At 36.3% G+C, this 24,903-nt stretch carries 25 protein-coding genes, 2 pseudogenes and 1 other annotated feature; of the genes and pseudogenes, 13 read left to right on the forward strand and 14 right to left on the reverse strand.

Features of this window, described 5'->3' with window-relative positions; genetic code table 11:
• The first annotated feature begins 14 nt into the window (after nt 1–14).
• Complete coding sequence (gene gmpC, locus HMPREF1208_RS07205) at nt 15–854, forward strand: dipeptide ABC transporter glycylmethionine-binding lipoprotein (RefSeq protein ID WP_016425688.1); 840 nt, start codon at nt 15–17, stop codon at nt 852–854.
• Nucleotides 855–983: 129 nt separating this feature from the next.
• On the opposite strand, the pseudogene add reads toward gmpC, so the two are convergent.
• A pseudogene (add, locus tag HMPREF1208_RS07210) lies at nt 984–1,967 on the reverse strand (adenosine deaminase).
• Nucleotides 1,968–2,334: 367 nt separating this feature from the next.
• On the opposite strand from add, the gene sph reads away from it, so the two are divergent.
• A complete protein-coding gene (sph, locus tag HMPREF1208_RS07215; RefSeq protein ID WP_016425690.1) occupies nt 2,335–3,324 on the forward strand; it encodes a sphingomyelin phosphodiesterase in 990 nt (329 codons plus the stop codon).
• A gap of 250 nt (nt 3,325–3,574) precedes the next feature.
• Here the strand turns inward: sph and rpsR are convergent, their stop codons facing one another.
• Genes rpsR through rpsF form a run of 3 tightly spaced genes read right to left on the reverse strand, consistent with a single transcriptional unit; the run spans nt 3,575 to nt 4,688 of the window.
• On the reverse strand, nt 3,575–3,817 hold the full coding sequence (gene rpsR, locus HMPREF1208_RS07220) for a 30S ribosomal protein S18 (RefSeq protein ID WP_014614919.1): 243 nt from the start codon (nt 3,815–3,817) through the stop codon (nt 3,575–3,577).
• 49 nt (nt 3,818–3,866) lie between these two features.
• Nucleotides 3,867–4,367, reverse strand: coding sequence for a single-stranded DNA-binding protein (ssb, locus tag HMPREF1208_RS07225; protein WP_016425691.1), 501 nt, complete (start codon nt 4,365–4,367; stop codon nt 3,867–3,869).
• 24 nt (nt 4,368–4,391) lie between these two features.
• Entirely contained in the window at nt 4,392–4,688 is a 297-nt protein-coding gene (gene rpsF, locus HMPREF1208_RS07230; protein ID WP_016425692.1) for a 30S ribosomal protein S6, read from the reverse strand.
• 344 nt (nt 4,689–5,032) lie between these two features.
• On the opposite strand from rpsF, the gene HMPREF1208_RS07235 reads away from it, so the two are divergent.
• Nucleotides 5,033–6,220, forward strand: a complete 1,188-nt coding sequence (locus HMPREF1208_RS07235) for a B domain-containing protein (RefSeq protein ID WP_016425693.1) — start codon at nt 5,033–5,035, stop codon at nt 6,218–6,220.
• Between the two features lie 110 nt (nt 6,221–6,330).
• Nucleotides 6,331–6,609: a hypothetical protein gene (locus HMPREF1208_RS12080; RefSeq protein ID WP_016425694.1), complete on the forward strand. Its 279-nt coding sequence runs from the start codon at nt 6,331–6,333 to the stop codon at nt 6,607–6,609.
• A gap of 371 nt (nt 6,610–6,980) precedes the next feature.
• Here the strand turns inward: HMPREF1208_RS12080 and HMPREF1208_RS12405 are convergent, their stop codons facing one another.
• The 6 genes from HMPREF1208_RS12405 to HMPREF1208_RS07260 all read right to left on the reverse strand — a co-directional run bounded on the left by HMPREF1208_RS12405 (nt 6,981) and on the right by HMPREF1208_RS07260 (nt 11,162).
• Nucleotides 6,981–7,250: a trypsin-like serine peptidase gene (locus HMPREF1208_RS12405; RefSeq protein WP_228446429.1), complete on the reverse strand. Its 270-nt coding sequence runs from the start codon at nt 7,248–7,250 to the stop codon at nt 6,981–6,983.
• Nucleotides 7,219–7,638, reverse strand: coding sequence for a trypsin-like serine protease (locus HMPREF1208_RS12410; RefSeq protein WP_016425696.1), 420 nt, complete (start codon nt 7,636–7,638; stop codon nt 7,219–7,221). The genes HMPREF1208_RS12405 and HMPREF1208_RS12410 overlap by 32 nt, the downstream gene beginning before the upstream one ends.
• Before the next feature lie 410 nt (nt 7,639–8,048).
• Nucleotides 8,049–9,146 carry a redox-regulated ATPase YchF gene (ychF, locus tag HMPREF1208_RS07245; RefSeq protein ID WP_016425697.1) on the reverse strand — a complete coding sequence of 366 codons (1,098 nt, stop codon included), beginning with the start codon at nt 9,144–9,146 and terminating at the stop codon, nt 8,049–8,051.
• A complete protein-coding gene (locus tag HMPREF1208_RS07250) occupies nt 9,146–9,358 on the reverse strand; it encodes a DUF951 domain-containing protein (RefSeq protein WP_016425698.1) in 213 nt (70 codons plus the stop codon). Before HMPREF1208_RS07250 ends, ychF begins: the two co-directional genes overlap by 1 nt.
• Nucleotides 9,359–9,370: 12 nt before the next feature.
• Entirely contained in the window at nt 9,371–10,264 is an 894-nt protein-coding gene (locus HMPREF1208_RS07255; RefSeq protein ID WP_016425699.1) for a mechanosensitive ion channel family protein, read from the reverse strand.
• A gap of 67 nt (nt 10,265–10,331) precedes the next feature.
• Nucleotides 10,332–11,162, reverse strand: a complete 831-nt coding sequence (locus tag HMPREF1208_RS07260) for a ParB/RepB/Spo0J family partition protein (protein WP_016425700.1) — start codon at nt 11,160–11,162, stop codon at nt 10,332–10,334.
• 180 nt (nt 11,163–11,342) lie between these two features.
• Nucleotides 11,343–11,660: a binding site (T-box leader), on the forward strand.
• A gap of 65 nt (nt 11,661–11,725) precedes the next feature.
• Between HMPREF1208_RS07260 and HMPREF1208_RS07265 the strand changes: the two genes are divergently transcribed.
• The 6 genes from HMPREF1208_RS07265 to HMPREF1208_RS07290 all read left to right on the forward strand — a co-directional run bounded on the left by HMPREF1208_RS07265 (nt 11,726) and on the right by HMPREF1208_RS07290 (nt 19,425).
• On the forward strand, nt 11,726–12,847 hold the full coding sequence (locus tag HMPREF1208_RS07265; RefSeq protein ID WP_016425701.1) for a PLP-dependent transferase: 1,122 nt from the start codon (nt 11,726–11,728) through the stop codon (nt 12,845–12,847).
• Nucleotides 12,825–14,000 carry a cystathionine beta-lyase MetC gene (metC, locus tag HMPREF1208_RS07270; RefSeq protein ID WP_016425702.1) on the forward strand — a complete coding sequence of 392 codons (1,176 nt, stop codon included), beginning with the start codon at nt 12,825–12,827 and terminating at the stop codon, nt 13,998–14,000. Before HMPREF1208_RS07265 ends, metC begins: the two co-directional genes overlap by 23 nt.
• Complete coding sequence (locus tag HMPREF1208_RS07275) at nt 13,954–15,795, forward strand: bifunctional homocysteine S-methyltransferase/methylenetetrahydrofolate reductase (RefSeq protein WP_016425703.1); 1,842 nt, start codon at nt 13,954–13,956, stop codon at nt 15,793–15,795. Before metC ends, HMPREF1208_RS07275 begins: the two co-directional genes overlap by 47 nt.
• A complete protein-coding gene (metE, locus tag HMPREF1208_RS07280; protein WP_126496447.1) occupies nt 15,789–18,044 on the forward strand; it encodes a 5-methyltetrahydropteroyltriglutamate--homocysteine S-methyltransferase in 2,256 nt (751 codons plus the stop codon). Before HMPREF1208_RS07275 ends, metE begins: the two co-directional genes overlap by 7 nt.
• 26 nt (nt 18,045–18,070) lie before the next feature.
• Nucleotides 18,071–18,817 carry a cyclase family protein gene (locus HMPREF1208_RS07285; protein ID WP_016425705.1) on the forward strand — a complete coding sequence of 249 codons (747 nt, stop codon included), beginning with the start codon at nt 18,071–18,073 and terminating at the stop codon, nt 18,815–18,817.
• Nucleotides 18,818–19,158: 341 nt separating this feature from the next.
• Complete coding sequence (locus tag HMPREF1208_RS07290; protein ID WP_016425706.1) at nt 19,159–19,425, forward strand: hypothetical protein; 267 nt, start codon at nt 19,159–19,161, stop codon at nt 19,423–19,425.
• 45 nt (nt 19,426–19,470) lie between these two features.
• Here HMPREF1208_RS07290 and HMPREF1208_RS07295 read toward each other — a convergent pair whose 3' ends face one another.
• The 4 genes from HMPREF1208_RS07295 to ureE are packed head-to-tail and all read right to left on the reverse strand — an operon-like array spanning nt 19,471 to nt 22,064.
• Nucleotides 19,471–20,304: an urease accessory protein UreD gene (locus HMPREF1208_RS07295; protein WP_016425707.1), complete on the reverse strand. Its 834-nt coding sequence runs from the start codon at nt 20,302–20,304 to the stop codon at nt 19,471–19,473.
• The gene (ureG, locus tag HMPREF1208_RS07300; RefSeq protein ID WP_016425708.1) at nt 20,304–20,915 is read right to left on the reverse strand and encodes an urease accessory protein UreG; all 612 of its coding nucleotides are present in this window, start codon (nt 20,913–20,915) and stop codon (nt 20,304–20,306) included. Before ureG ends, HMPREF1208_RS07295 begins: the two co-directional genes overlap by 1 nt.
• An 11-nt stretch (nt 20,916–20,926) precedes the next feature.
• A complete protein-coding gene (locus HMPREF1208_RS07305) occupies nt 20,927–21,616 on the reverse strand; it encodes an urease accessory protein UreF (RefSeq protein ID WP_016425709.1) in 690 nt (229 codons plus the stop codon).
• Nucleotides 21,609–22,064, reverse strand: coding sequence for an urease accessory protein UreE (ureE, locus tag HMPREF1208_RS07310; RefSeq protein ID WP_016425710.1), 456 nt, complete (start codon nt 22,062–22,064; stop codon nt 21,609–21,611). The genes HMPREF1208_RS07305 and ureE overlap by 8 nt, the downstream gene beginning before the upstream one ends.
• 532 nt (nt 22,065–22,596) lie before the next feature.
• On the opposite strand from ureE, the pseudogene HMPREF1208_RS07315 reads away from it, so the two are divergent.
• The 3 genes and pseudogenes from HMPREF1208_RS07315 (at nt 22,597) to HMPREF1208_RS07325 (ending at nt 24,901) form a co-directional block, all read left to right on the forward strand.
• Nucleotides 22,597–23,111, forward strand: a pseudogene (locus HMPREF1208_RS07315) (YceI family protein).
• A gap of 335 nt (nt 23,112–23,446) precedes the next feature.
• Nucleotides 23,447–23,878 (forward strand): MarR family winged helix-turn-helix transcriptional regulator, encoded by a 432-nt coding sequence (locus tag HMPREF1208_RS07320; protein ID WP_016425713.1) that lies wholly within the window; start codon nt 23,447–23,449, stop codon nt 23,876–23,878.
• 78 nt (nt 23,879–23,956) lie between these two features.
• Nucleotides 23,957–24,901 carry a ring-cleaving dioxygenase gene (locus HMPREF1208_RS07325; RefSeq protein WP_016425714.1) on the forward strand — a complete coding sequence of 315 codons (945 nt, stop codon included), beginning with the start codon at nt 23,957–23,959 and terminating at the stop codon, nt 24,899–24,901.
• The last annotated feature ends 2 nt before the right edge of the window (nt 24,902–24,903 follow it).

Here is a 24,903-nt window from a genome sequence, read left to right on the forward strand (position 1 = left end):
GGAGGTTTTATGAGATGAAAAAATTACTGACACTCTTAGTTCTTGCTGTACTGGTACTTAGCGCCTGTGGGAAAAGTGATACAAAAAAAGTGACAATTGGGGTTGCTTCAAATGATACAAAAGCATGGGAAAAAGTAAAAGAATTGGCGAAAAAAGACAATATTGATTTGGAAATCAAACAATTTTCAGATTACAACGTTCCAAACACTGCGCTCAACGATGGGGATATTGATATGAACGCATTCCAACATTTTGCATTTCTGAATGAATTTAAAAAAGCGAATAAAGGGACTCATATTACACCAATTCGTACTTCTGTTTTAGCACCTCTTGGGGTCTATTCAAAAAAAGTGAAAGACATTAAAGACGTGAAAGACGGTGCCAAAGTCGTGATTCCGAATGACGTTTCTAACCAAGCACGCGCACTCAAACTTCTTGAAAAAGCAGGCTTACTTAAACTGAAAAAAGATTTTGGCTTATCTAGTTCAATCAAAGATATTCAATCTAACCCTAAAAACTTAGATATTAAAGCCGTAGATGCGCAACAAACAGCACGTGCCCTTTCTGATGTCGATATTTCAGTCATTAATAATGGGGTTGCAACAAAAGCAGGATTAGATGCAAAGAAAGATCCGATTTACTTAGAAGATGCGAAATCAGATGCAGTTAAACCATATATCAATATCATTGCTGTTAACTCTAAAGATAAAGATAATAAAACGTATAAGAAAATTGCAGAACTTTATCATTCTAAAGAAGCAAAATCTGCTTTAAAAGAGGATACAAAAGATGGTGAAGTTGTTGTCGACCTTAAAGAAAAAGAAATGAAAGAGATCGAAGACAGCTTAAAATAAAAAATGATGTTTGAAGTCTTTTAAATACTCATTTTTAGAAAGCGATTGAGTTAAGTTCACTTATGATAAACAATTAAAGACGAGTCTGGGAATACTATCCCAATCTCGTCTTTTTTATAGGATTTACTTTTATTCAAAGTAGCATTTTAACTTATCTTTCGTTTCCTGACAAGCAAAGCTGTAATCAATTGCATCATAATTGATTTTTTGTATATCGGCCATATTAAGTAGACGATGTTTCAACAACAATTCATATTCATCCATTAACGTTGTCTGTGTCACCGTTCGATTATCCGTATTAATCAAGAAGGCCACCTCTTATTCCATCAGCTTCGGCAAATCTAAAGTCGCTAATGTATCTATGGCCTTTGTTTGTAAATTGCTATTTGGACAAAACTCTAATAGGACATCGTGTTCTTTTACCCAAGACAGAGCCTGTTCATCTTGAAAAATCGCCACACCATGACCGATTCGACGTGCACCATATTGAATCACATCATACACATTTTTTACACAACCACACTCCCCGGCGTGTAAGGTAATATTTAAATTTTTACTTTTCGCATATTGAATTAATGCTTCATGCGCTTCCGTTGGTGAACTTGCTTCATCTCCTGCTAAATCTACACCTACTATATACTTTGTAATCGATGCATTCGCACCTAAATGATCAAAAATCGCTTGGTTGGTTGCCATTGAATGATGCTTCATCCCACATACGAGCAAACGTACATCCAAATCAAATTGAGCTTCAGCTTGCTGTGCACCTTCACAAACCATATCTAAAATTTCAATCGTTTTCAAACCGAAATCTTGGTGGAAAGCTGGTGCGAAGCGAATCTCAATATATTTCACACCATCTTCATTTGCTTGTCGTGCAACATCGATAACCGCTTCAATAAGACTCTCTTGTGTTTGCATGACCTTCAATATCTCATCAAATGACTGTAAATATTCTGCTAAACTTTGGCAATCTTGCTCAACGGTAACTTTTTCAATATCTATCCCTACTTGTTGACTTTCACTCTGTGATTTTAAATATTCTATACTAACAGAACCATCTAAATGGCAATGTAATTCTAATTTGGGTATCTGCTTCAAAACAGCTTTCATACATACCTCACTTCGACATCTTTTTAATATTTTATTTTACGCACATTCTCTTTATTGTCAATACACATATATTTTGTACATGACAAAACGTCATATCTGACAATCTCATTCAAATTTTCATAAATTGAAATTCAGAATTCTTTAAAACATACCGTCTTTTCATAGCAAATTCTATTAATATATCTATTTGAATTTCGTATCTCCGAAGAACTTACTGTTTTAATAAGTATAACAAAATCAAATAAATTATTAATAAATAAATTACCCACGAATAATTATAAGTTAATATTTTTTAACAAGATTTAAAAATGAGTTCAACCTTTTTTACTTTTGATAACGCTATAATATGTGCAAAGGAGTGATAAAAATGAAGAAATTACCATTAGCAAAGAAATTCACATCAGTCATTTTAGCCAATTTATTTCTATTAGTCCTCTCTATTCAATCGACAGCACATGCAGCAAAACCAGTTGACAATAATGAATTAAAATTAGTCACACACAACGTATATATGCTTCCTAAATCTTTGTATCCTAACTGGGGGCAAAGTATTCGTGCGGATCTCATCTCTCAATCTTTTTACATAAAAGGAAATGACGTTGTTATCTTAAACGAAGCATTTGATAATAGCGCATCAAACCAACTATTAAATAATCTTAAAAATGAATACCCACATCAAACAGGTGTTTTAGGCCGCTCTAGATCGGGCTGGGATAGTACAGAAGGCAGTTACTCTAGCACTGTACTTGAAGACGGTGGTGTAGCAGTCGTAAGTAAATATCCAATTAAAGAAAGAATACAGCACGTTTTCCGTCGCGGTTGTGGTTTTGATAATGACAGCAATAAAGGATTTGTATATACAAAAATTGAAAAAGATGGCAAAAATTTCCACGTTATCGGAACACATACACAAGCAGAAGATAGTCGATGTGGCGCAGGATACGACAGAGAAATCCGCGCGGAACAAATGCGAGAAATCAGTACGTTTGTTAAAAATAAAAATATACCCAAAGATGAAGTCGTTTATATTGGTGGAGACCTCAATGTAAACAAAAATTCAACTTCTGGAGAATTTCAAGATATGCTTAAAAACTTAAATGTCAATGACGTGACTTATAAAGGACACACAAGTACATGGGATCCAGAAACAAATTACATCGCTCAATATAACTTCCCAAATGCCAAACCTGAATATTTAGATTATATCTTTGTAGATAAAGATCATAGACAACCAGGCCAACTTATTAATGAAGCAATCGATGCAAAAGCGCCAAGCTGGCATGTTTACGCTTTTCCTTATACTTACTACTATAATGACTTTTCAGATCATTATCCTGTGAGTGCTTACAGCCGTTAAATATTAAAATACATTTTTATTCAAAACAATTAAATATCTTTGATACTGAAAACTCCCAAAAAACATCCTCATTCTTTGTAATATCGCTAAATGAGGATGTTTTTACATTTTATTAGTATAAAATTAATAATTTACAAGCACCGTGTTATTAAGGCTCTATACGAAATGAACTGAATCCGCTATTTAGCATAGCGTCAAAATAAAAAACCCCGTACCTTTTAATAAGGCTTACGGGGTTTTTGTGATTGGCTTACGCTTCGTCTTTAACGAATGGTAGTAATGCCATATGACGTGCACGTTTGATCGCTGTAGTCAACATACGTTGATATTTAGCTGAAGTACCTGTAACACGACGTGGTAAAATTTTACCGCGTTCTGAGATAAAACGTTTTAATAACTCAGTATCTTTATAGTCGATATGTGTAATACCGTTTGCTGTGAAATAACAAACTTTTTTACGACGACGACCGCCTCTTCTTGGTCCACCTGCCATGATTTGTGCCTCCCTTACTATAAAATGATTCTATACGTTCGCTAATTCATTAAAATGGTAAATCATCATCGCTAATATCGATAGGACCATTCGCATTCGCAAATGGATTATCGTTATGTGCGGGTTGATTGTTATTTTGATATGACGAATTTTGACCTTGTTGTTGCCCACCGAAGCTCTGACCATAGCTTTGGAAATCATTGCCTTGATTAGAGTGACGTTGGTTTTGTGATTTTGGCTCAAGGAATTGAACACTGTCACATACCACTTCAGTGACGAACACACGTCGGCCTTCTTGGTTCTCATAACTGCGTGATTGTAAGCGACCATCAACGCCAGCTAAACTTCCTTTGAACAAAAAGTTGTTCACGTTTTCTGCTTGTTTACGAAAAACTACACAGTTAATGAAGTCCGCTTCACGTTCCCCTTGCGCATTCGTAAACGTACGATTAATCGCTAGAGTAAAAGTCGCTACACTTACGCCTGAGGGTGTCGTTCTGTATTCTGGATCTTTAGTTAATCGACCTACTAATACGACTCTGTTAAGCATTTTCACGCCCCCATTATTATTCTATTACTTATCTTCGTCTTCACGGACAACGATGTAACGAATGATATCGTCATTGATTTTAGCTAAACGTTGGAATTCGTCAGTTGCTACGTTGTTGTCAGACTTAATACGTACGATGTTGTAATAACCATCTTTAAAGTCTTCAATTTCGTAAGCTAAACGACGTTTACCCCAGTCCTTCGTTTCTAATACTTCAGAACCTTCAGAAGCTAAAATTCCGTTAAAACGTTCAACTACTGCTTTACGCGCATCTTCCTCGATGTTCGGACGCACGATGTACATAATTTCATATGTTCTCATTTTATATTTGCACCTCCTTGTGGTCTATACGGCCTATCAATGAAATGATAAGCAAGGAATAATTTTCATTACTCACATTCAAAGATTGTACCACATCACATTACTTATTACAACATTAATCAGAAGATGTTCTATATTTCTCTTTATAGAGCATAAATGCTTTCCAAGTCATAAAAATCAAAAGATAAGATTTCGCATTACTTTTTTCACTCATTAGTAAAACCAAAATATATTAATTTGTTTTTATGAACAATTAAGAAATAGTTAATTTAACTCAATATAAAAGCGTGCTATATTTTAAATGCTTACAACAAATAAAAAACTGAATATGAAAGGGATTAATTATGAAAAACAAATACATAGCTAAATTATTAATGGGTGTTGCTACAGTATCTATCGCAACAATCGTATCAAACGGACAAGCTGACGCGAGCGAGCAAGTCCAAGAAAGTGCAAAATCTGGATTAGCACCTGCTGCTACTCAAACTTTTGAATCAGCAAAAGTTTCTCCAGAACAAAAAGCATTTTACCAAGTATTACATATGGAAGGTATCACTGAAGAACAACGTAATCAATATTTAAAACAATTGCACGAAGATAAAGAAAGTGCACAAAATGTTTACTCTGAATCAATTAAAGACAGCCTACGTCCTGAGCGCCGTGTAGGTCAACAAAACGCTTTTTATGAAATTTTAAATAATGAAGACATCACTGACGAACAACGTGATCGTTACATTTCACAAATTAAAGAAAATCCAGATGCAAGCCAAAAAGTATTTGATGAATCAGTAAACCAAACTGAAACAAAACCAGCTGAGCCACAAATTGAACCTAAAGATTGGGAAAAACAATGGCAAGAACAACCTCAACAAGAAGAACAAAAACCTGAAGTTCCGAAAGTAGAAGAGAAAAAAGAACAAGATAAACCTGAAGCCAAAACGCCTGAAGTGAAAAAAGAAGAGCAAAAACCTGAAGCACAACAACCTCAAGTGCAAAAACCTGAAGTTCAACATCAAGGTCAATCTCAAAACCAAGCAACACCATCTCAACCTTCAGCTCCTGCTGTTCCAAAAGTTGAAGCACCTTCTAAACCTTCAACTTGGACAGATTACTGGAACTCATTTAAACGTCCGTTTGAAAATGGTTACACTTACATCAAAGATAGCTTTAATAACGCTAAAAAATACGTAACTGATTCATATAAAAGCATTACAGAAAAATACAATAATGCAAAATACTACTCAAAATTATACTTTAAATATAAAGATGCAATGGATATTGCTGTTTTAGCTTTATTGAATGATAAAGGTGCTAATGCATATATCACACCAATTAAAATAGATAAAAACAATGGTACTTTATATAATGCATATGCAAAAACAAGTAACTTTGTAACAAGTGGTATCAACACAGGAAAAGTATTATATACTTTATACCAAAAACCTCAAGCAGTTAAAGCAGCAATTACTACAGTTGAAACTGCACAAAAAGTTAAAAATGCTTTCAGTAGTATTTTATCAATCTTCAAATAATCAATACAAAAAGACTCGCACCCCCTAGCGAGTCTTTTTATTTAATATCAATTCATGTAGCATATTATTAAGCTCTAAATGACTTTAATTAAAGGTGGTGGCATTTTGTCATGAGAAAAACAATGTATAGCTTTCATATATTAAGTAACACCCTTCTCGTATTATTCTTATTCATCCCTATTCCATTTTTAAATTATGAGGGTGGCGATATTCTTTCTATTTATTTTCAAGTTTCATTAATACTATTCGTTCTTTCAGTCACTTTATATTTTTTAAACCAGAAAAATAGAAAAACGTGGATGATTAGTACGATTCTATCAATCTTAAGTATTCTTATCGTTTTCCCAGTCGTATTTTTTTATTTATTTTTCGGAATACCGCCCGCTTAATCATAAACTTCTTTAGTCACAAAATTTGTTATCATTAATTTAAAAGGCAATCTTAAAATAATAAATGATGCATCTGATTGCACGATGTTTCAACCTAAAAAATAAACTGCGAAGTAGAGCCGGTGCACTCTACTTACACAGTTTAAATTGGACGATGAATATCCTTTTTTCAGTTTATGTTTTGATCGATAACGACATTCTCTTTATATCGTCGTTATTATTTTATATTTATATACTTTTATGGGTTAAGGGGTAAATGTTTTTTATACGAGATGGAAGGTTCTCTTATTTTATAAGTATCTCTTACGATTGAGTCTAATTCGTAAATTCTAGGGTAAGTATTTAAAGCGATGAATCTTCTTTATATTTGCTTACTTTTGTATATTATCTTGGATGAATTTTTTTATTTGAGGTGTAAAGTAAACACCAAATGATTTTCTGTGAGGTGAATCTTGAATCTCTCTAGCATAAGAAACACCTATTGCTTCACCTTTTCCATTAACAATTGGTGAACCAGAATTACCTGGCTCTGTAAAAGCGTCAAGTACAATCTCATTTCCTTTTACAGATACAACTTTACCAAATGATTCCAATAAATTATAGGCATGTTTATCCGGTTTTGGATAACCTATCATTGACATTGTCATGGTCAGCTAGCTTCAATACGCCTGCTTTTTCATTAAACTTCCAATTTTCTTCTGCTTTTTCTTTAACATGAACAATCGCTAAATCTTCTTGACCAGGATACGGAATAACTTCTAATACGTTATAATTTCCAGCGTTGCTATTAAATCCTGTAGGGTGTAAGGCAGCTTTCGTTCCCACACCTTTACCAGGACCATTTACTACATGCTTATTTGTCACAATCGCATTCTTACCTACTACAAATCCTGTTCCATGTTTAAGTGCAACAACTGCATTGTAAGGGCTTTTCGAGGCATCATGTATTTCCACAACATTTTTCTCTGCCTTTGCGAATGACTGATAAGCTTCTGTAAATGTACTACCTAGACCTAAAGAAATTATCATCGTAAATGTTGCTCAACCTTTGATCAAGATATTCTTATTCAATTTAAGCCTCCTTTAAATTTAATGTTGTTTTGTATCTAGATACATCTTTATTATATGTTTTTATTATAGATTTATTAATTAACTACCAATTAACTATATATTAAATTTTTATTAAATAATATATAAAAAAGATGTGAATAGATTTTTTTAAAAAGGATAATATTAAAATAAAAAAACATGTAATGTTCTGTTTTAAAGTAAGGCATATTAAATCGCAATGTGTTAAGACTTATGAAAGCTTTCTAGGTACAAATAGCATCTTATCACTTATAAAAAATGACACAACGCTTCAAATTCCGTAAGGCTTGAAAGGTTGTGTCATTGATTTTTATTTTATATACGTTCAATCTACTGCTTCGTAATGAAATTTATACGTTAAATCTGAAGTGCACGACATCGCCGTCCTGCATAATATAGTCCTTACCTTCTAAACGCATTTTACCAGCTTCTTTAGCACCTTGTTCACCGTTGTTGGCAACATAGTCCTCATAACTTGTTACTTCGGCACGAATAAAGCCACGCTCAAAGTCAGTGTGAATAATACCCGCACATTGTGGTGCAGTCATGCCTTCTTTAAATGTCCATGCACGCACTTCTTGTACGCCAGCTGTAAAATAAGTCGCAAGTCCTAATAAATCATATGTTTTACGAATTAAACGATTTAAACCAGGTTCTTCGATACCTAATTCTTCCAAGAACATCGCTTTATCTTCATCATCTAAAGTCGCAATTTCTTCTTCGATTTTAGCACTGATGACAATGACTTCTGAATCTTCACTCGCTGCATACTCACGAATGGCTTTTACTTTATCATTTTCAGCGTCATTGACCTCATCTTCACCTACGTTAGCAATATATAACATCGATTTAGACGTTAAAAGTTGTGCTTGGTTGACGTATTTTTGATCTTCTTCATTGAAATCAATACTACGCACGGGTTTACCGTTTTCAAGCGTTTCTTTAATTTGAGTTAAAATACGGACTTCATTCACGGCTGTTTTATCTTTTTGTTTCGCCATTTTTTCTAAACGTGGCAATCTTTTTTCTACAGATTCTAAGTCAGCTAATACTAATTCCATATTGATAACTTCAATGTCTTCAATAGGATTCACACGTCCTGCTACGTGTGTCACGTTTTCATCATCAAAAGCGCGGACAACTTGGCAAATCGCATCGACTTCTCGAATATGAGATAAAAATTTATTACCTAAACCTTCCCCTTTTGACGCGCCTTTTACAATCCCGGCAATATCTGTAAATTCGAAAGTCGTCGGTACTGTTTTCTTAGGATTAACTATTTTTTCTAATTCACTTAATCGTGTATCCGGTACTTCTACGATACCCACGTTAGGATCAATCGTAGCGAAAGGATAGTTTGCAGCAAGTGCACCTGCTTTAGTTATTGCATTAAAAAGTGTTGACTTCCCGACGTTAGGCAAGCCCACAATACCAGCTGTTAAGGCCATTATTCATTCTCCTTCTCATTTGAACTCGCTTTGACGAGTATTTTTTTTAGTTTTTTATTAAAAGTTTGACGGGGGAGCATAATGCTTCGATGACATTGCTCACATTTGATACGAATATCTGCGCCCATACGAATAATCTTAAACCGATTTGCACCACAAGCATGTTGCTTCTTCATCTCTACTATATCATTTAATTCGTAATTTGATGACACACATTTTCACCTCTATGATTCCGCGTTTTGTTGATCTTTATAGAGTTGGACAAGGGTCGGCATTGGTGCTTCAATCCCTTCAGCTTGTAAAAATTCTTTGAGTTCTCGTCGAAGAATACGTGAACCTGAAAAACTTTCACCTGGAAGCGTCTCTCCAGCGACACGAATTCTTACTTCATAGCTATTAAAAGTATCCACCCCTAAGACTTCTGGTGGCTCAATAAAGATGTCATACTTTTTCGGAATAGATTTTAAGAATATGTTCATTTTCTTTTCAACATCATCAATTTTTTCATTAATCGATACTGGAATATCAATCACTGAGACTCCATTTGTGACTGAAAAGTTGGTAACTTCACTCATCGTACCATTTGGAATAATTGATAGCTCTCCTGTATATGACAGTATCCGTGTAGAACGTAAGCCAATCGCTTTCACTGTCCCCTCTGCAATAGGAGAACTATTATTTTTAATGCTGACATAATCACCCACATCGAATTGATTTTCAAAAATAATAAAGAAGCCTGTAATCACATCTTTAACAAGTGTTTGTGCACCGAAACCAATAGCGAGACCGACAACACCCGCTCCGGCTAAAATACTTTCAACGCTAATACCAAATTTACTGAGTACCGTCGTTAAAGTAATAAACCAAACCAGATAACCGACAACATTTTGAACTAAAGTAATCAATGTTTTTGATCTTTTAGCACGATTTGATTTCGTCATCGCTCGGTTATTGACTTTAAAGAATTGTTCAATGACTTTATTTAAAATACGCACGACAACAAAAGCAACAATGACATAAATGGCAATAATAATTAATTTTGTAAGTAAATTCGAGTATGTTTCAGGCTCTAATAACGGCTGAACCATACTTTCTATAACTGCTTTAAATTGATTCATAACGACTCCCTTTCTCCATAATCACTTTCCCCTATTGGCGACACAATTGATTTCAAAGGCGCGGTTTTTACATTTTCTTCAATTGTTGAATCAATCTCCGATAATCACTTTCTGAATGAAATGTAAATGTAATCTCACCAACATTTTTCTTCATGGCAATCTCAACTGAAGTCCCATATTGTTCCTGCAATTGCTGCTCGTGTTGACGTATCATGGCAGGTTTTTTAATGGCTCTCTGTTGCGGTTCTTCACGCTTTTTACTTGTTCCTAACAATTCGGCGACCACTTGTTCCAAATAGCGTACACTCCAAGACTCCCGGACGGCTAAATTTGCATATTTTTCCATCTTTTTAACATCTTTAAGTGCTAATAGTGTCCGACCATGTCCAGATGAAATTGTACCTTCACGTATCAAAGTTCTAATCTTAACAGGTAATTTAAGTAGCCTCAACATATTCGCGATATATGGTCGTGATTTTCCTAGTCTTTGCGCCACTTCCTGTTGTGTTAAATGCAATTCTGCCATTAATTGCTGATAACTCTCAGCCTCTTCTAATGGATTTAAATCTTCACGTTGTAAATTTTCAATAATTGCGAGCTCACGCATTTCTGCATCTGAAAACTTTTTAATAACGACAGGTATTTCCGTTAAACCCGCTTCAAGACTTGCACGATATCGTCTCTCCCCGGCCACAATGTAATAACCTTGAACCGCATGGGTTACAATAATTGGTTGTAGAATACCGTGCTGTGTAATGGATTGCGCAAGTTCAGTGAGCTTTTCAGCATCAAAAGTCTTACGGGGTTGATAAGGGTTCGGTCTCAAATCATGTATCGCTATCATTTCGACATGTTGCGAAGTACGCTGTGATGTTTCATTTTGATGGGTCACGTGCATCACCTGCTCCCACAAATTTTTTTACCATTCTATTTTACTGGTTGCATAGTTGAGACACAAGCCTTTACGTTATTTTCAGGAGTTGCCAAAATTTTATCTAATCATAATTTTCTGAAAAATATGTTGACATCCTTTTTTGATTGATGTAAAGTGTTTTTTACAAAGAAACAGTACAATATTCGAGACACTGTAAAAAGGAAAGTAAAATTTACACTGCAATCACAGAGAGCCTTGTTTCGCTGAGAAAAGGCATTGAAAGCAAATTTGAAAATGGCCTTGGAGTGTTGATGCCAATATGAGGTATCACCGGGTTCGCCCGTTATAGCGATACAGTATTAACATTTTGTTATTATGCGTACTGGAAAATATTAACTATACTCTTCCTTCACTGTATAGATCTAAATCGCGCATAATGCAATTTAGCGTACTGTGAGAGGTTACTTTAGCGATAAATTAACAAATTAAGGTGGTACCACGAACTTAGCTTTCGTCCTTTTTATTCGATTAAAAATTCGGATATTAGGATGAAAGCTTTTTTATTTTGTTTGAGGAGGTTATCAACGATGAAAGAGACCACATTGGCACAAATTGCACTTACTACAGATCACACCGGCGCGATTGCTAACCCGATTTACCTTTCGACTGCTTATCAACACGCTGGTCTAGGTCACTCAACAGGCTATGATTACACACGCACGAAAAACCCAACACGACAAGCTTTTGAAGACGCCTTTGCCAAAATTGAAGGTGGCATTGCCTCATTTGCGACTTCAAGTGGGATGGCAAGTATTCAACTCGTCTGTAATCTTTTTAAACCTCACGACGAAATACTCGTGTCATTTGATTTGTATGGAGGCACATTTCGCTTATTTGAATTTTACGAAACACAATATGACATTCGCTTTAAATATGTAAATTTTGAAAATGTTGAAGAAGTTAAAGCAGCAATCACACCGCATACGAAAGCATTGTTTATCGAACCTATTTCCAATCCATTGATGATTGAGATTGACTTGTCACCTTATTACCAGTTGGCACAACAACATCGTTTATTGACGATTATCGACAATACTTTTCTTACCCCTTATTTGTCCACACCACTAGCGGATGGGGCTGACATCGTCTTACATTCTGCGACGAAGTATATCGGAGGTCATAACGATGTACTCGCAGGTGTCGTTACTGTTAAAGACCCTGTTCTAGCTGAACAATTTACGCAACTACATAATATGATTGGCGCTACCCTAGCACCTATTGATAGTTATTTGTTGCAACGTGGACTGAAGACATTACATTTACGTGTGGAACGTGCACAGCAAAATGCGCAACGTCTCGCAGAGCGATGTCAACAGCTGGAAGGGATTGCCGAAGTATTGTACAGCGGTCGAACAGGGATGTTAAGTTTACGCCTTGCGCCTAATTATCAAGTGGCTGCGTTGTTACAACATATCCAAGTTTGCCGTTTTGCAGAAAGTTTAGGTGGAACTGAAACATTTATCACTTTTCCTTATACACAAACCCATGTCGATATGCCAGATGATGAAAAAGATAAACGCGGCATTGATCAACATTTAATACGTTTATCCATTGGTATTGAAGCTTACGAAGATATTGAGAATGATTTAATCCAAGCACTTGAGAAATCTAAGGAGGGTGTTCTTTATGAAGCGCACGAAACAAACTGAATTGATCCATGATATGAACAGAGGCCACAAATATAAAAGCGCCAATATCCCACTTTATTACTCTTCTACTTATCATCAACAAGAGTTAGGTGGCCCTTACGAATATGATTACGCCAGAAGTGGCAATCCTAATCGTGAGCTGCTTGAAACAAAATTAGCTCAGTTAGAAAATGGTCAGTTTGGATATGCTTTTAACTCTGGTATCGCAGCGATTACAGCTGTTTTCCTAACATTGCAAGCAGGTGATCATGTGATTTTACCTGATGACGTGTATGGTGGAACATTTCGATTAACCGAAAGCATCTTGTCTCGTTTTAATATTTCATTTACTACGGTCAATGCCGAAGATATTAATGAAATTCGTAAAGCGATTCGTCCTTCAACACGATTGATTTATGTTGAAACGCCTTCTAACCCTTTATTTAAAATTACTGATATTAGACAAGTGGCGCAACTTGCTAAAGAATATGGCATTACAGTTGCTGTAGACAATACATTTATGACGCCTCTCGGACAGAATCCTTTAGATCTCGGTGCTGACATTGTCATTCATAGCGCTACGAAGTTTTTAGGTGGACATAGTGATGTTATCGCTGGTGCCGTCATCACCAATGATAAAACAATTGCCGACGCACTTTATTTAATTCAAAACGGCACAGGTAGTGGTTTATCTGTATACGACAGTTGGACGCTGACCCAGCATATTAAAACGTTGGATGTTCGTTTTCAACAATCCGTTAAAAATGCTAAAGAAGTCTGTCGCTTTTTAGAACAACATCCAGCCATTGCGTACGTTTATTACCCAGGAAATAGCACCGTTCATCTGCAACAAGCCCATAATGGCGGTGCCGTTCTTGGCTTTCGCTTAAAAGATGAAGCCTATGCACAACAATTTGCTGACAAACTCACGATTCCACTTGTGTCATTAAGTTTAGGTGGCGTTGAAACGATTCTTTCTCACCCGAACACCATGTCACATGCGAGCATTCCAGAGGATATTCGTGAAGCACGAGGCATTACATTCGGTTTATTCCGATTAAGTGTCGGTATAGAAAATGTAGAAGAATTAATCGCGGATTTAGATTACGCATTAAAGGAGGGATATGATGAGTCGGTTGTTAAAAGCGCTACAAAACAACGTTCTAGTGGCTGATGGAGCAATGGGAACGATTCTATACTCCGAAGGCTTAGATACCTGTCCAGAAGCATATAATCTGACGCACCCTGAAAAGGTCGAGCATATTCATCGCTCTTACATCGAAGCTGGTGCAGATGTCATTCAAACGAATACGTATGGTGCCAATTTCGAAAAGTTGCAACCTTTTGGACTTGAACATAAGGTAAAGGCCATTCATCAAGCAGCAGTAGCCATTGCGAAACGGGCTGCCCGTCCAGAAACTTTTATTTTAGGTACTGTAGGTGGTTTTAGAGGTGTAAAGCAAGGTGAATTATCCTTGTCAGCCATTCAATACCATACGGAAATTCAAGTCGATACACTTATCGAATCGGGTGTAGATGGGCTGTTGTTTGAAACCTATTATGATTTAACTGAATTAATTAGAGTCATTACTCAAACCCGTCAAAATTATGATATTCCAATCATTGCCCAACTCACAGCTTCCAATACGAATTACTTAAGAGATGGTACTGAAATTAATGACGCGTTACAGCAAATCGTTGCTGCCGGCGCAGATGTTGTCGGATTGAACTGCCATCATGGGCCACACCATATGAAACACTCGTTTAGTCATATTGCACTACCGGACAAAGCGTATCTCTCCTGTTACCCGAATGCGAGTTTACTCGATTTGGATCAGCATACGTTTCAATATAGTGATAACGCCCAATATTTTGGTGACACGGCGCAACAACTGATCCAAGAAGGTGTCCGCCTAATTGGAGGCTGTTGTGGTACGACACCAGAACATATACGGCACATCAAATCTGCCGTAAAAGGACTTAAACCGATACAAAATAAAAAGGTTATCCCTATTGATAAAAAAAGAGAGACATTAGCCCAAAATCAGCATCAACTTAATTTAGCTGATCGGGTTCGTCAAAAACCAACAATCATTGTTGAGCTCGATACGCCTAAACATTTAGATACAACGAAATTTTTCAACAATGTCAAAGCTTTAGATGAAGCGAATATTGATGCGGTCACTTTAGCAGACAACTCCCTTGCGACAGTGCGTATTTCAAATATTGCGGCTGCAAGTTTGATTAAGCAACGATTTGGTATTGAACCCCTCGTTCATATTACATGTCGTGATCGTAATCTCATTGGTTTACAATCTCATCTACTCGGATTGTCGCTTTTAGGCATTCATGAGATTCTTGCAATTACGGGTGACCCTTCTAAAATTGGACATTTGCCTGGTGCGACCAATGTTTACGATGTGAACTCAAAAGGTTTGACCGAACTCGCACTCAAATTTAATAAAGGCATCAATACGGATGGTGATGCGCTGAAAACAACAACACAATTCAACATCGCTGGTGGTTTCGACCCACACGTAAGAAACATTAATGCCGCTGTACGCAAAATGGAAACGAAAATCGAAAGCGGAATGAGTTACTTTATTACGCAACCTGTATTTTCAAAAGAAAAAATTATTGAAATTTATGAAGCAACAAAGCACCTCAATGTCCCTATTTTTATAGGTGTCATGCCGATTACAAGTTACAATAATGCTTTATTTCTACATAATGAGGTGCCAGGTATCAAAATGTCAGAAGAGATACTCGAGCAATTTAAAGCAGTAGCAGGTGACAAAGAAGCAACCTACCAACTCAGTATTTCACTTTGCAAGTCACTCATTGACACCGTTCACACATATTTTAATGGTCTCTATTTAATCACACCTTTTGAACGTGTGGACTATTCACTAGAACTTGCAGCTTATTCAAAATCAATTACACAAACCCATCAGGAGGCGATATTATGACAATTAAAACAACAAACTTAGGATTCCCAAGACTTGGACGTAAACGTGAATGGAAAAAGGCGATTGAAAGCTACTGGAATAAAAAAATTACTAAAGAAGAATTAGATAGCCAATTACAAAATTTACATCGTGAAAACTTATTACTACAAAAGCATTATGGTCTAGATAGTGTGCCTGTCGGTGACTTTTCACTTTATGATCATATCTTAGATACATCATTACTCTTTAATATCATTCCTGAACGTTTTCAAAGCCGTGAAGTGAATGACGATCTCCTTTTTGACATTGCTCGTGGAAACAAAGAGAATGTCGCAAGTGCTTTAATTAAATGGTTTAACACGAACTATCACTATATCGTACCCGAATGGGACAATGTCACTCCTAATGTAGGTAAAAATACATTACTTGAACGCTTTAATTACGCAAAATCACTACACATTAATGCACATCCTGTTATTGTCGGACCGATTACTTTCGTCGCACTTTCGAAAGGTGGCAATCAATCGTTCGAAGATAAAGTTCGTACTTTATTACCTCTTTATATCGAAGTTTTTGAATCACTCGTTCAGGCTGGCGCTGAATTGATTCAAGTGGATGAACCTATATTAGTCACTGATAAAAGCACTGAACTTGAAGCGATTACTCAAGAAGCCTATCAAGCATTTGCAGATGCTGAAGTGGCACAAAAGCTCATTATCCAAACTTATTTCGAACGTGCCAATGTTAAGTTTTTAAGCGATTTACCTGTAAAAGGGATTGGTCTTGATTTCGTACATGATCACGGGCATAACCTTCAACAAATTGAAAATGGCGATCTTGATTCCTCAAAAACATTATTTGCAGGTGTCATTGATGGACGAAATGTATGGGCGGCAGATGTGGAAGCTAAGAAAGCACTCATCGAAAAATTATCTCAATATTCCGTCGACTTATACATTAACCCATCTTCTTCCCTATTACTCGTTCCTGTATCACTAGATGACGAGACATTAGATGAAACAGTACGCGATGGATTAAGCTTTGCGACTGAAAAATTAGAAGAATTAGCAGCTTTAAAAAATGCAATTAACAATAACCAAACAGAACAATTTGATAAATTACATGCCCAATATACACGTTTCCAAAGCCAAGACTTCAAAAACCTTGACTATGATTTTGAAAGCGTCCGTTCTCAACGTGCTTCTGCTTTTTCTGAGCGAAAAGTATTACAACAACGTCGCTTAAACTTACCTGATTTACCAACAACAACAATCGGATCATTTCCACAATCACCTGAAGTTCGAAAACAGCGTGCAGACTGGAAAAATAAACGTATTACAGATGAAGCTTACGATACATTTTTAAAGAATGAGATTAAACGTTGGATTGAAATTCAAGAAGAAATTGGTTTAGACGTTTTTGTACATGGTGAATTTGAACGAAATGACATGGTTGAATTCTTTGGTGAAAAATTACAAGGCTTCCTTGTTACACGTTTCGGATGGGTTCAATCTTATGGCTCTCGTGCCGTTAAACCACCTATCATTTACGGTGATGTAAAATGGACTGCACCATTAACTGTTAAAGAAACGGTTTATGCGCAAAGTTTAACAGACAAACCTGTAAAAGGCATGCTTACGGGTCCAGTAACCATCTTAAACTGGTCATTTGAACGTGTAGATATCCCGCGTGCAACGGTTCAAGATCAAATTGCACTCGCAATTAATGAAGAAGTTTTAGCTTTAGAAAAAGCCGGTATTCAGGTCATTCAAGTGGATGAACCTGCATTGCGCGAAGGCTTACCTTTACGTCAAGAATTCCATGCTGCTTATTTAGAGAAAGCGGTCCATAGTTTCAAACTCGCGACATCTTCCGTTGCAGATGAGACACAAATTCATACGCATATGTGTTATTCGCAATTCGGACAGATTATCCATGCGATTCATGATTTAGATGCAGATGTGATTTCAATTGAAACATCAAGAAGTCACGGTGATTTGATTAAAGACTTTGAAGATATTAACTATGATTTAGGTATTGGTTTAGGTGTATACGACATTCATAGCCCTCGTATCCCTACTGAAGAAGAAATTACAACAGCGATTCACCGCGCATTAAAAGAAATCGATCGTTCATTATTCTGGGTAAATCCAGACTGCGGTCTCAAAACACGTAAAGAAGATGAAGTAAAAGCAGCATTAAGCGTACTCGTTAATAGCGCTAAAAAATTACGTCAAGATCATATTGAATCCCCACAAACGTCAGCATAAGGAGTTAATAAAGGAGGTCTGGTAGCATGGCATATCCACTTTGGGAACAACTCAACGCACTCAAAGAAGCAAAATGGGTCGATTTAACACATACTTTCAATGCAAAGTCCCCACATTTTAGCGCATTTGAGGGTGCACAAGTTGAAACACCCTTTACAGTAGAACAAGATGGCTTTTTCGTTCAACAATGGTCATTTGTCACACAATATGGCACACACATCGACGCACCTATTCATTTTGTTGAAGATCAGCGTTATTTACATGAATTAAAATTACAAGAATTGGTTTTACCACTCATTGTACTCGATTTCTCAGAAGCTGTCGCAAAAGATGCAGATTTCCGTTTAACACGGGCACACATTGCGTCATGGGAAGAAACACACGGCAAGATTGAACCGAATACATTTGTCGCTTTTCGAAGTGATTGGTCCAAACGTTGGCCGGATCACACCTCTTTTGAAAATAAAGATGCAAATGGACAGCAACATTTACCGGGTTGGTCATTAGATGCGCTAACCTTCCTAATAGAAGAACGTCAAGTCGCTGCCATTGGTCATGAAACATTTGATACCGATGCATCCATTGATATCGCAAAAAATGGAGATATTGTCGGTGAAAGATATGTCCTTGGGCAAGACCGTTACCAAATCGAATTGTTGGCTCACTTAGATCAAGTTCCTAGTCGTGGTGCTGTTATTTATAATATTTGTCCTAAGCCAGATAAGGCCCCTGGCTTTCCTGTGAGAAGTTTTGCTATCGTTCCGAATGAATAAAGCGACCTTACGTTATCATCTCTATTAAAAAGAAGCTGATATGTGTATCAGTAATTGAAAAACTTCGAGGTTTTCGTAAAAAACGAAAAATCTCGGATTTTTTCCTTTTATCATCAGTTTAGCCGCACTAGATGCGACTAATTTCCTTAGGCACCTCGTTAATTTAGTTTTTGTTGTGATGAATTAAATTATACGAAAGTGCCTTATTTTTTTAAGTATAATGGTGAATGATTACATATATAAGCGTAGTATTTATAGCGAGACTCCTGAGGGAACAGGACGAGCCGAAGACTACAGGCTGAGGCTGTCCCCTCGGAAAGCGAGCCTATATAATACGAAGCATGATAATAAAAAGGAAGCTCGAAGACGATTTTTATCAAAATCATCTTCGAGCTATTTATTTTGGTATTTATGTCCCAAGCTCCGATAAAGGTAATTTTTCAGATGGAAAGCCTGAATATGTATATGTAGGTTTTGCAAATTATCTTTTAGAAGGTAACCGTTTAACAAAAGATGATAAGACAACAAAAATTGAAAATACGAGTGGTGAAGATCGTTTAGAAGCATTTAAAAAGACACTCGATAGTGAGCATTATGTATCACTATAAAAACTAAAATATGGTCCAGAAATGATATCGTTTCTGGACCATGTTTTAATATTTTCTTAAAAATTGCGCATCTTCTTCATGATAAGTTGTCATGACAAATTGGTGCACAGCATTGATCACTTCTTGTATCGCCCCTGTTGAATGCGCTAAAATACGAAATGTTAGGCCACTTGTAGGCAATAAAGTGACGCCAACACGACAATCTTCAAGCATAAAAGGTTGCACGACTTCTTGAACCGCTTCAACCACTTTTTGATTTACACCCGGACTCATATAAAAGCAGGCCTCCATGTGTGTAAATCCCTCCATATAACCAATATCCGTCACTTTATTTTTTTGTGTGTCTAATTTCAAATGGTCATAAACGACTAACTGATCATCTACATAGATCTCATTTAATAATTGTAAATAATGGTAATTAAATGGTTTTCCCTCTTGATCGTAGCCCGGTGTCAAAATATCAGTATAAAACATTGATGCAGTGGAACTCAGATGAAATCGATTATGTTGATAAAATCTTGCATGCGTATACCCAATAATCGGATCACTGATATATTCCATAAATGCTTCATCTTCTAAGTGAAACGTTTGATATTGTTCCACCTTATCTTCTAAAGTCTTGAACACAATCGTAGCACCTTGTGTTGTAAGCACGGCATGTGCACGAGGCTCAAAGTGTATCGCAGTACGATACCGATCTCCGTCTACAAAACCGCCCCCTAAGTTAATTAAAAACATTGTCGGGTGTGGGCTTCCATTTAAATACGTCGGACGTAATACTTTCAAACCACCCTGATAATACGTCTTCCCATTAACAGTACGGGTCCCATCATGTTTAAAGGTAAGATCGAGTTCACCCGTCCATTTTGAAATGGCCATTACTCTAGCCCTTCAAAGAAGATATCTTTTTTAATCCAATCCATCACTTGGTCTAAACCTTCATCCGTTTTTAAATTCGTAAATGGGAATGGACGATTTTTACGGAATTTTTGAGTATCTTCAGCCATACGTTCTAAAGAAGCTCCTACATAGGGTGCTAAATCGGTTTTATTAATGACAAAGTAGTCTGATTTAATCATACCTTGTCCACCCTTACGTGGGATTTTTTCACCTTGTGCCACATCAATAATATAAATTGAAAAATCAACCAGTTCCGGACTAAAAGTCGCTGCTAAATTGTCGCCACCTGATTCAATAAATATAAGTTCAATATCAGAATGTCTTTCCATCAATTCATCGATTGCTGCGAAATTCATAGAAGCATCTTCTCGAATAGCTGTATGCGGACAACCCCCAGTTTCTACACCAATAATACGGTCTTCAGGAAGTACACCTGTATTGACTAGGATTTTTTGGTCCTCTTTTGTATAAATATCATTTGTAATAACGCCAATGCTTTTCTCTGATGCGAGACGTTTAACAATTTTTTCAATAAGTTGGGTTTTACCGGCCCCTACAGGACCCCCTACACCAATTTTTATCGGTTTCATTTCTATTCCTCCTATGAAATAAATATACGTACATCCACATGTTCATGCTCAAGCTGATTCATTTCAATACCCGGTGCTGTAATACCAAAATCTTTTTCATCTAGTCGCATTACAGCTTCCCGTGTCTGTGCAATAAAAGGAATCATTTGCGCTATAATTTTCTGCCCTTCTGTTTGTCCAAGTGGAATGGCACGAACAGCATTTTGCGTTAAACTGGAAACATTTTGATAGTAATAATAATCAATAACCTCCTCAATCGGTATCTTTAAATGATGACCCAATAATGTGAAAACAACAGCTGGATGTGTATGAAGCGCATATTCATTCGCACGTTCATAGTACCAATCCAACCATTCATCATCGTAAAGTGTATGCGCAAGCTGAATCATGCGTTTCCCCATTTGTTTCGTTCCATTTCTCGTTTCTCGGGGAATATTTTGCACAAACAACAGTTGATCGAACCGTTCAATGACCTCTGGGGCATTCGATTCAATCGCTTCATAAACCAAACGCATCGCCAAGCCATCTGTATACGTGAGTTGTTCTGTTAAAAATACTTCCAACCATTTCCGAAAAGTCACGCCATCATAAATAGCCCGACGTTGAATATAAGTCTCTAGCCCAAAAGAATGACTAAACGCGCCTGTTGGAAATTGTGAATCACAAAATTGGAACAACTTCAATTTTGCTAAGTTAGTCATGTGAATGTCCTATATGTTTAAAGGCCTGATTGACTTTACGGTCTTCTCGTTGATACGGAATACCTTGTTCTTTCAATAAATCTTCTACGAGGTAATCATATTGCACAAGCATCTCATTCTCATCCGTAAACTGAGCCGGTAAATGGCGATTTCCTAATTGATGCGCAATTTCTCCCATTTCTTTAATCGTACGTGGACGGATTGCTATAATATCTTCTGAATTGACATCGATAATAATCATATTTTGATCATCACGATATAAAATATCACCATACTGAAGATCAATGGGCTGACTTAAACGAATGCCAATTTCAGTGCCGTGATCTGAAGTTACCCTTTGAATTCGTTTCACAAGGTCTGAGTTTTCTAAATAAACCTTCTCAATATGTATATTTTTTTCATCTTGAGAAAGTTGTGCAATGTTCCCTTGAATTTCTTCTACTATCATCAATTTCATCTCCTAACATTATCTTCACATTCATTGTTTTCGTACAAAAACAAAACTTTAATTAAGAATTAATAATAAAACACTAATAATTGCGCGCAATAGCTATTAAAACTCATGATTATGCTCGCCAAAAATGAGTAAGATTGCACAAGGTGTGAGACATCCCCCACCCAGTCTCGTTGTCTTTTATTTATTCTTTTATCCGCGCTTTCATGATGTAAAATATGAAAAAAATTCACTCTCATAAGTCTACATCCCTTTTAATCATAGAAACTCTTCATTCTTCTCCCATCCTTACTTTACCATATTTCAAATGTCTGACGTTACTCATCCATCATGAAATCATCACTTTAAACTAAAGTTATTATAGGATAACAATATACACACGCGTAGCTAAACAATTATTGCTAGATTTCACATTAAAAAATACGATTCAAACTTTCCTCCTTGCTATTACTTTTTATTAATGGTATATTTTTTATACTTAGAAAAAGAAAATAACTACAACGAAAATTAGGGGAGGTCATTTGTAATGACAAAATTTAATCTTGATACTGTACACAGTACTTTTGGTTTTTCAATTAAACATTTAATGGTTTCTAAAATTAGAGGTACTTTTAAAGACTATGATATTCAATTAATTGGCGATGTAGGAGATGCGTCTTCATTATCAGCAGTAGCAACAATTAAAGTAGACTCTGTTGATACAGGTAATGCGGATCGTGACCAACACTAAAACCAAAAGATTTCTTTGATAGCGAAACATATCCAGAAATCAAATTTGAATCTACTCAAATCACTGAAAACCAAATTACAGGTCAACTTACAATTGCAGGTCAAACACATGAAGAAACGTTTGATTTTACACACAACGGTGTGAGCGCAAATCCAATGACTGGTGGCCAAGTTACTGGTTTTGTTGTAAAAGGTACAATCAACCGTGAAAAAGACGGCATTAGCTTTAACCAAACACTAGAAACTGGTGGGGTTATGTTAGGTAAAGATATCCAATTTGAACTAGATAGTGAATTTTCTATCGAAGCTTAATGCATCTCAACAAATCATCGCGCGCTCACATACTGAAATGTCATATAGACGTTTTTAAGGGCAGTATGTCACGCCGATGATTTGTTTTTTATCGATTAGTTTCATCAATGGTTTCGATTAAAAAGTTTTATAATGTGAAAACCGGCAATATATATAGCGTACTCTCCTTTTAAAAGGAATCACTCTTTATAACTTGTAAAGATATAAACCGCATCAAATCAACATTGAGTCGTTGTATGTTGGATGTGGGTATAAAAATTAAACTTAATTCTTTACTTTGCCAAATTTACAAGTTATAATTATCTCGAATTCGAAATAAAAGGAGGGGTTGTCAATTGCAACGAACGGATATTGCACTCAAAACACTGATTGGACTCAAACGTACAAATGACATGATGGATAAAATTATACGCAATGATGTGAAATCTTATGGATTAAATATTACCGAATTTGCTGTACTTGAGCTTTTATATAACAAGGGTGAACACAGCATTCAACGGATTCAAGAACGCATTTTAATTGCAAGTAGTAGTACTACTTATGTTGTGCAAAAACTAGAGGAAAAAGGACTATTGCAACGAAGACAATGTGAAAAAGACAGACGTGTAAGCTATGCAGCCTTAACGGATAAAGGGCAAGCGCTTATGGCTCAGATTTTCCCACAACATGCAAAAGCAATTGAAGCAGCCTTTTCAGAATTGACAACGGAAGAATTAAATACTTTACAGCAAACTTTAAAAACATTAAGTACACAAACCGACAGCTAAGGGTTCTCGTGTACTTTTCTTTCACACAAATTTAGTTCGAATTAGAGATAATTATAAATCAAACAAGGAGTTTTTCTTATGACACAATATCTACTTAAAGGGATTCACCATGTAACTGCAATGACAAATGATGTAGAACGCAATTATCACTTTTTTACAGACGTACTCGGTATGAGACTTGTTAAAAAAACAGTTAACCAAGATGACATTTACACTTACCACACATTCTTTGCAGATGATGAAGGTCACGCAGGAACAGATATGACTTTCTTTGATTTTCCAAACAATCCAAAAGGTGCACCAGGCACAAACGCTATCAGTCGTACTGCTTTCCGTGTACCAAATGATGCAGCACTTGAATACTATCAACAACGCTTCGATGAGTTCGGAGTAAAACACGACGACATCGACACACTATTTGATAAAAAAATCTTACGTTTTGAAGAAGAAGACGGTCAAAAATATCAATTGATTTCTGATGAAAACAATACAGGTGTTCCTTGGAAAAATGGCCCTGTCCCACAAGATAAAGCAATCTACGGTTTAGGCCCAATTGAAATTACAGTAAGCTACTACGATGAATTCAAACAAACATTGATGGAACTCTATGATATGAAACCTATGATTGAAGAAGAAAACGTCACACTGTTAGAAGTAGGTAAAGGCGGTAATGGCGGTCAAGTTATCCTACGTAAAGATGAAGGTGTTCAAAGTCGACCCGGTTACGGTCAAGTTCACCACGTTTCTTTCCGTGTTGAAGACGATGATGCACTCAATTCTTGGTTTGAAAAATATAACCAATTAGGTGTAAGTAGCTCTGGTATCGTTGACCGTTTCTATTTTAAAGCACTTTACACACGTATCGGTCATGTTTTAATTGAACTTTCAACAGACGGACCAGGATTCGCTGGAGATGAACCTTATGAAACACTTGGTGAATCACTTTCACTTCCACCATTCTTAGAAAATCAAAGAGATTATATTGAATCAGAAATTCGTGAATTTGATACAACACGCTCATAAAA

The organism is Staphylococcus sp. HGB0015, from assembly GCF_000411275.1.
In the GTDB taxonomy this organism is placed as follows: Bacteria; Bacillota; Bacilli; order Staphylococcales; family Staphylococcaceae; genus Staphylococcus; species Staphylococcus schleiferi.

Excerpts from the sequence above, each read along its gene's own strand:
- gmpC (WP_016425688.1), top strand. The coding sequence starts at position 15 with ATGAAAAAATTACTGACACTCTTAGTTCTTGCTGTACTGGTACTTAGC.
- sph (WP_016425690.1), top strand. The coding sequence starts at position 2,335 with ATGAAGAAATTACCATTAGCAAAGAAATTCACATCAGTCATTTTAGCC.
- rpsR (WP_014614919.1), bottom strand. The coding sequence starts at position 3,817 with ATGGCAGGTGGACCAAGAAGAGGCGGTCGTCGTCGTAAAAAAGTTTGT.
- ssb (WP_016425691.1), bottom strand. The coding sequence starts at position 4,367 with ATGCTTAACAGAGTCGTATTAGTAGGTCGATTAACTAAAGATCCAGAA.
- rpsF (WP_016425692.1), bottom strand. The coding sequence starts at position 4,688 with ATGAGAACATATGAAATTATGTACATCGTGCGTCCGAACATCGAGGAA.
- HMPREF1208_RS07235 (WP_016425693.1), top strand. The coding sequence starts at position 5,033 with ATGAAAAACAAATACATAGCTAAATTATTAATGGGTGTTGCTACAGTA.
- HMPREF1208_RS12080 (WP_016425694.1), top strand. The coding sequence starts at position 6,331 with ATGAGAAAAACAATGTATAGCTTTCATATATTAAGTAACACCCTTCTC.
- HMPREF1208_RS12405 (WP_228446429.1), bottom strand. The coding sequence starts at position 7,250 with ATGTCAATGATAGGTTATCCAAAACCGGATAAACATGCCTATAATTTA.
- HMPREF1208_RS12410 (WP_016425696.1), bottom strand. The coding sequence starts at position 7,638 with ATGATAATTTCTTTAGGTCTAGGTAGTACATTTACAGAAGCTTATCAG.
- ychF (WP_016425697.1), bottom strand. The coding sequence starts at position 9,146 with ATGGCCTTAACAGCTGGTATTGTGGGCTTGCCTAACGTCGGGAAGTCA.
- HMPREF1208_RS07255 (WP_016425699.1), bottom strand. The coding sequence starts at position 10,264 with ATGAATCAATTTAAAGCAGTTATAGAAAGTATGGTTCAGCCGTTATTA.
- HMPREF1208_RS07260 (WP_016425700.1), bottom strand. The coding sequence starts at position 11,162 with ATGCACGTGACCCATCAAAATGAAACATCACAGCGTACTTCGCAACAT.
- HMPREF1208_RS07265 (WP_016425701.1), top strand. The coding sequence starts at position 11,726 with ATGAAAGAGACCACATTGGCACAAATTGCACTTACTACAGATCACACC.
- metC (WP_016425702.1), top strand. The coding sequence starts at position 12,825 with ATGAAGCGCACGAAACAAACTGAATTGATCCATGATATGAACAGAGGC.
- HMPREF1208_RS07275 (WP_016425703.1), top strand. The coding sequence starts at position 13,954 with ATGAGTCGGTTGTTAAAAGCGCTACAAAACAACGTTCTAGTGGCTGAT.
- HMPREF1208_RS07285 (WP_016425705.1), top strand. The coding sequence starts at position 18,071 with ATGGCATATCCACTTTGGGAACAACTCAACGCACTCAAAGAAGCAAAA.
- HMPREF1208_RS07290 (WP_016425706.1), top strand. The coding sequence starts at position 19,159 with ATGATAATAAAAAGGAAGCTCGAAGACGATTTTTATCAAAATCATCTT.
- HMPREF1208_RS07295 (WP_016425707.1), bottom strand. The coding sequence starts at position 20,304 with ATGGCCATTTCAAAATGGACGGGTGAACTCGATCTTACCTTTAAACAT.
- ureG (WP_016425708.1), bottom strand. The coding sequence starts at position 20,915 with ATGAAACCGATAAAAATTGGTGTAGGGGGTCCTGTAGGGGCCGGTAAA.
- HMPREF1208_RS07305 (WP_016425709.1), bottom strand. The coding sequence starts at position 21,616 with ATGACTAACTTAGCAAAATTGAAGTTGTTCCAATTTTGTGATTCACAA.
- ureE (WP_016425710.1), bottom strand. The coding sequence starts at position 22,064 with ATGATAGTAGAAGAAATTCAAGGGAACATTGCACAACTTTCTCAAGAT.
- HMPREF1208_RS07325 (WP_016425714.1), top strand. The coding sequence starts at position 23,957 with ATGACACAATATCTACTTAAAGGGATTCACCATGTAACTGCAATGACA.